Origin of the sequence: Kitasatospora sp. NPDC059327 (assembly GCF_042752535.1) — a bacterium.
Taxonomy (GTDB): domain Bacteria; phylum Actinomycetota; class Actinomycetes; order Streptomycetales; family Streptomycetaceae; genus Kitasatospora.
Genome location: NZ_JBHYYB010000038.1, coordinates 78,186 through 84,088, shown reverse-complemented (window position 1 = coordinate 84,088; position 5,903 = coordinate 78,186). Strand labels below are relative to the sequence as shown.

Sequence of the window (5,903 nt, the reverse complement as noted above, 5' to 3'; positions counted from 1 at the left end):
GTCAGATGTGTATAAGAGACAGCCTGGACGGTGACCGGCCCTCTCGCCGTGTTCAGCCCCGGGTGAGCCCGGCCACCAGCGCGTCGGCAGCGCCGTAGGGGTCGAGCCCGCCGCTCACCACCCGCTCGGCCAGGGTGGCCAGGTGCCGGTCACCGTGCAGGTCGCCGATCCGGGCCCGCAGGGCGGACAGCGCGATCGCCTCGATCTCGGCGGCCGCCCGGCGCCGGCGGCGCACGGCCAGCTCGCCGTGCTCCTCCAGCCAGGCGCGGTGCTTCTCCAGCGCCTCGACCACCTCGTCCACGCCCTCGCCGCGGGCCGCCACGGTCTTCACGATCGGCGGACGCCAGTCCGCCGCCCCGCGGGCCTCGCCGAGGCCGAGCATGTGGTTCAGCTCCCGGGCGGTGGCGTCGGCGCCGTCCCGGTCGGCCTTGTTGACCACGAAGACGTCGCCGATCTCCAGGATCCCGGCCTTGGCGGCCTGGATGCCGTCGCCCATCCCGGGGGCGAGCAGCACCACGGTGGTGTCCGCCTGGGCGGCGACCTCCACCTCGGACTGACCGACACCGACCGTCTCGACCAGGATCACGTCGCAGCCGGCCCCGTCCAGCACCCGCAGCGCCTGCGGGGCCGACCAGGACAGACCGCCGAGGTGGCCACGGGTGGCCATCGAGCGGATGAACACCTCGGGGTCGGTGGCGTGGTCCTGCATCCGGACCCGGTCTCCGAGCAGCGCGCCGCCCGAGAACGGCGAGGACGGGTCGACCGCCAGCACCCCGACCCGCTTGCCGAGCCGGCGGTAGGCGGAGACCAGGGCGGAGGTCGAGGTGGACTTGCCCACACCGGGCGAGCCGGTCAGCCCGACGGTGTAGGCCCGGCCGGTGTAGGGGGCCAGCGCCGCCATCGCCTCGCGCAGCTGCGGGGCGGCGTTCTCGACCAGCGAGATCAGTCGGGCCACCGCGCGCGGCCGGCCCGCGCGGGCCTGCTCGACCAGGGTCGCGACATCGATCATCAGGAGCTCCTAGCGCCGAAGGGCCGCGGACCGCTGGTGGCGGTCCGCAGCCCCGAAGGTATGTCGGATGATCAGGCCTTGACGGCCTGCTCCCGCGGGACGCGGACGATCAGCGCGTCGCCCTGGCCGCCGCCGCCGCAGAGCGCGGCCGCGCCGATGCCGCCGCCCCGGCGCTGGAGCTCCAGCGCCAGGTGCAGCACCACGCGGGCTCCGGACATGCCGATCGGGTGGCCGAGCGCGATCGCGCCGCCGTTGACGTTGACGATGTCGGAGGAGACGCCCAGGTCCTTCGTGGACTGGTGGGCGACGGCCGCGAACGCCTCGTTGATCTCGATCAGGTCGAGGTCGCCGACCTCCAAGCCCTCCTTGGCCAGCGCGTGCTTGATCGCGTTGGACGGCTGCGACTGCAGCGAGTTGTCCGGGCCCGCGACATTGCCGTGCGCGCCGATCTCGGCGATCCAGCTCAGGCCCAGCTCCTCGGCCTTGGCCCTGCTCATCACGACCACCGCGGCGGCGCCGTCGGAGATCTGCGAGGAGGTGCCGGCGGTGATCGTGCCGTCCTTGGCGAAGGCCGGGCGCAGCTTGGCCAGACCCTCGACGGTGGTGTCCGCCCGGATGCCCTCGTCCTGGCTGAAGACCAGCGGCTCGCCCCTGCGCTGCGGGATCTCCACCGGGGCGATCTCGGCCTCGAAGACGCCGTTCTGCTGGGCCTTGGCGGCCCGCTGGTGGGAGGCGGCGGCGATCTCGTCCTGGACCTCGCGCGGGATGCCGAGGCGGGTGTTGTGCTTCTCGGTGGACTCGCCCATCGGGATGTTCTCGTAGGCGTCGGTGAGGCCGTCGTGCGCCATCGCGTCCAGCAGCTCGATCGCGCCGTACTTGTAGCCCTCGCGGGACTTCGGCAGCAGGTGCGGGGCGTTGGTCATGGACTCCTGGCCGCCGGCCACCACGATGTCGAACTCGCCGGCCCGGATCAGCTGGTCGGCCAGCGCGATGGCGTCCAGACCGGAGAGACAGACCTTGTTGATGGTCAGCGCCGGGACGTTCATCGGGATGCCCGCCTTGACGGCGGCCTGGCGGGCCGGGATCTGGCCGGCGCCGGCCTGCAGCACCTGACCCATGATCACGTACTGGACCTGGTCCCCCGTGACGCCGGCCCGCTCCAGGGCGGCCTTGATAGCGACGGCCCCGAGGTCGGCGCCGGAGAATCCCTTGAGCGAACCGAGCAGGCGACCCATCGGGGTCCGCGCACCGGCAACGATCACAGAGGTGGTGTTGGTCATGGGACGAGCCCCTTCGCACGTCGTGGCCAGGTGAGGATTCCGCTCAATGTACTGACCCGCTACCCGCCCGTCACCGGACCGACGGTGTGATCGAGCGCACTGGCACGATCCAGTCAACACCGTGTCAACCCGGTCCGGGTGAACCCGGCCCGTGTGAGCAGGCTCGCACCCGGATCGCTGGCGCGCCCCGTCCGCATGCGCTGCACTGTTGCCGTCCCGTTGCCCGCTCAGACCCGGAGGCCACCGTGCTCACTCGTATCGACCACATCGGCATCGCCTGCCGCGACCTCGACAAGACGGTCGAGTTCTACCGCGCCACCTACGGCTTCGAGGTGTTCCACAGCGAGGTCAACGAGGAGCAGGGAGTGCGCGAGGCCATGCTCAAGATCAACGACACCGGTGACGGCGGCGCCTCCTACCTGCAGCTGCTGGAGCCCACCCGCCCCGACTCCACGGTCGCCAAGTGGCTGGAGAAGAACGGCGAGGGCGTCCACCACATCGCGTTCGGCACCGCCGACGTGGACGGCGACTCCGAGGAGATCCGCGCCAAGGGCGTCCGGGTCCTCTACGAGCAGCCCCGGATCGGCTCGATGGGCTCCCGGATCACCTTCCTGCACCCCAAGGACTGCGGCGGCGTCCTGACCGAGCTGGTCACCTCCGCCGAGCCCGGCGAGCACGACGAGCACTGACCCGTGCCCGGGTGCCGTCGGGCTCCGACGGCACCCGCCGAGGGGCCCGTCGGGGGCCCGCCGCCCTCATGACCCGTCAGTAATGTCGCCCGATGCCCGGAAAACCCCTACGCGGCCATTCCCCCGCAGGACGCTCCCACTACAATGCCCAGGTGCGCGAAGACTCCGGGGGACGGGGACGACGGGCACGGCCGATGACAGGCCTGTCCGCCCACCGGCGGGTCGGCCCGTCGCAGGGGAGTCCATTACGCGGGCACGGCTGAACAGTCGCAGTGCGGATCTGTCACCATTCTCCACAAGGCAAGAGTTCGCCCAGAAGTCCACCCGGACGGGGGAACGCGGCACGACCGCGCTCCCATGCCCAGGACTTCGACGACCGCGGCGGACGCCCCCGACCAGAAGGGGCCGTCCACCGGCTGCGGATGCAAGGACCAGTCGGACCGGGGCCCCGGACACGGGAGCCCGGGAACGGCCGGGTCGAGGACGCGACCAGGAGATGGATGGGACCGCGGAGTGCGGGGCTACGACCGCTACGAGGTTGACGATCACCTCTCCCAGTTCGAGGCCGAGATGGATCGGACTCGCAAGGAGCGGGACAAGGCCGTCGAGCATGCCGAGGACCTCGCCTACCAGGTGGAGGTGCTCCGGGCCAAGCTGCACGAGTCCCGTCGCATGCTCGCCCAGCCGCGTGCCTTCGACGCCGTCTCGGGCCAGGCCGAGCAGATGCTCCGCACCGCCGAGATGCAGGCCCAGCAGCTGCGTGCCGACGCCGAGCGGCAGCTGCGCGACTCCCAGCAGGCCACCCAGCGACTGATGGCCGAGGCCGCCGAGCGCACCGCCCGGCTGGAGGCCGAGCTGGCCGCCCGCCGCCGCCAGCTGGAGGACGAGCTCACCGAGCTGCGGCGCAGCGCCGAGCAGCACGTCAACGAGAACGTCAACTGGGCCGAGCAGACCCGGGCCGGCACCGAGCAGGAGGCCCAGCGCCTGCTGCAGGAGGCCCGCGGCGAGGCCGACCGGATGATGGCCGCCGCCCGCGCCGAGGCCACCGCCCTGTCCGACCAGGCCCGCGCCCAGACCGCCGCCGACGTCGACGCCGCCCGCGGCGAGGCCCAGGCGGCCGCCGAGGCCGCCATCCAGCGCGCCCACAGCGACGCCGAACGCCTGCTGCGGGCCGCCTCCGAGCAGGCCCAGCAGGCCGGCGCCCAGGCCGCCGCCGACGTCGACGCCGCCCGCGGCGAGGCCCAGCTGCAGCTGGCCACCGCGCACGCCGCCGCCGAGCGGCAGCTCGCCGCCGCCCAGGCCGAGATCGGCCGGCTCAAGGAGCACGCCACCGCCGAGCAGACCCGCGCGGAGGAGGCGCTCGCCCACGCTCAGGCCGAGATCGAGCGGCTGCGCGCCGGGGCGATCGCCGAGGCCGAGCGCACCCGGCGGGAGGCCACCGAGCTGCGCGCCCAGGCCGAGGTCGCCGCCGAGCAGCTGCAGGCGGACGCCGAGGCCGCCGCCGAGCGCAAGGTCGCCGACGGCGAGGCCGCCAGCGAGCAGCGCTCGCAGACCGCCCGGGCCGAGGTCGCCCGGATGGTCGCCCAGGCCACCAAGGAGGCCGCGGCCATCAGGGCCGAGGCCGCCACCAAGCAGGCCGAGGCGGAGGCCGCCAGGGCGGCCGCCGCCGAGGAGAGCGAGCGCCTGCGCGCCACCGCCGAATCGGTGGCCGGCCAGTTGCGCGCCGAGGCCGAGGCCGCCATCGCGGACCTGCGGTCGCGGGCCGAGCGCGATGTCGCCGAACTGCGCGCCCAGGCCGAGGCCGCCGCCGAGCAGCTGCGCAGCGAGGCCGAGGAGGCCGGCCGGGCGGCCGGCGCCAAGGACGCCACCGTCCACCTCGCCAAGGCCGCCAAGACGGCCGAGGAGGTGCTCGGCCGGGCCAACCAGGACGCCGAGACCGCCCGCGCCGAGGCCACCACGGAAGCCGAGCGGATCCGCGCCGAGGCCGCCGCCGAGGCGGAGCGGCTGCGCGAGCAGGCGCAGGCCGCCGTCGAGCAGGCCCAGAACGCCGCCCTGGACGACGCCGCCGGCATCCGCGAGCGGGTCCGGCAGATGCAGGACGAGGCCGCCCGGCTGCGGGCCGAGGCCGAGGAGCTGCGCGCCCAGGCCGCCGCCGAGGCCGACCGGGTCCGCGGCGAGGCCCGTCGGCAGGCCGTCGTCCAGATCGAGGAGTCGGCGAAGAGCGCCGAGGAGCTGCTGACCAAGGCCAAGACCGACGCGGACGAGCTCCGGGCCGGCGCGGCCGCCGAGATCGAGCGGCTGCGCGAGCAGACCAAGCAGCAGGCCACCGAGACCCAGGGCCGCGCCGAGCAGACCCTGGAACGGGCCCGCGCCGAGGCCGAGAAGATCGTCGTCTCCGCCGAGCAGCAGGGCCAGGACGCGCTCGCCGCGGCCAAGGCCGCCGCAGCCGAGAACCGCACCGCCGCCGAGCGCGAGACCGGCGAACTGCGCCGCGAGGCAACCGAGTTCGACCAGCGGGTGCGGGCCGAGGCGACCGCCGGGGCACAGGCCGTCCGGGCCGACGCCCAGGCCGAGGCCACCGCCGTCCGGGACGCCGCGATCGCCGACGCCGAGCGGCTGCGCACCGAGGCGGACGCCGAGCTGGCCCGTACCCGGGCCGAGGCCGACGCCGCCGCCGAGGCGCTGCGCGAGGAGAGCCGGCGCGAGCGCGAGGAGGCCTCCGCCGGGCTGCTCCGCGAGCGCGAGGAGACGGCCGAGCAGTTGGCCGCCGCCCGGGCCGCCCGCGAGCAGGCGGAGACGGCGGCCGCCGACCTCACCGAGCGCACCGCCACCGAGACCGCCGCGCTCCGCGAGGCCGCCGAGGCGCACGCCGACCGCCTGCGCACCGAAGCCGAACAGAACGCCGCCGACCTCACCGAACACACC

General features: G+C 74.5%; 3 protein-coding genes and 1 pseudogene. 2 read left to right on the top strand and 2 right to left on the bottom strand.

Annotation, left to right across the window (positions count from 1 at the left end):
* Window positions 1-52: 52 nt before the first annotated feature.
* On the bottom strand, window positions 53-1,009 hold the full coding sequence (gene meaB / locus ACFXHB_RS23300) for a methylmalonyl Co-A mutase-associated GTPase MeaB (RefSeq protein WP_380576518.1): 957 nt from the start codon (window positions 1,007-1,009) through the stop codon (window positions 53-55).
* Window positions 1,010-1,080: 71 nt separating this feature from the next.
* The gene (locus tag ACFXHB_RS23295; RefSeq protein ID WP_380576517.1) at window positions 1,081-2,289 is read right to left on the bottom strand and encodes an acetyl-CoA C-acetyltransferase; all 1,209 of its coding nucleotides are present in this window, start codon (window positions 2,287-2,289) and stop codon (window positions 1,081-1,083) included.
* A 245-nt stretch (window positions 2,290-2,534) separates the two neighbouring features.
* Here ACFXHB_RS23295 and mce point away from each other — a divergent pair, with 245 nt between their 5' ends.
* Together mce and ACFXHB_RS23285 are read left to right on the top strand one after the other, a co-directional pair.
* Complete coding sequence (gene mce / locus ACFXHB_RS23290) at window positions 2,535-2,978, top strand: methylmalonyl-CoA epimerase (RefSeq protein ID WP_360643860.1); 444 nt, start codon at window positions 2,535-2,537, stop codon at window positions 2,976-2,978.
* Between the two features lie 513 nt (window positions 2,979-3,491).
* Window positions 3,492-5,903, top strand: a pseudogene (locus ACFXHB_RS23285) (hypothetical protein); the annotation flags it as partial.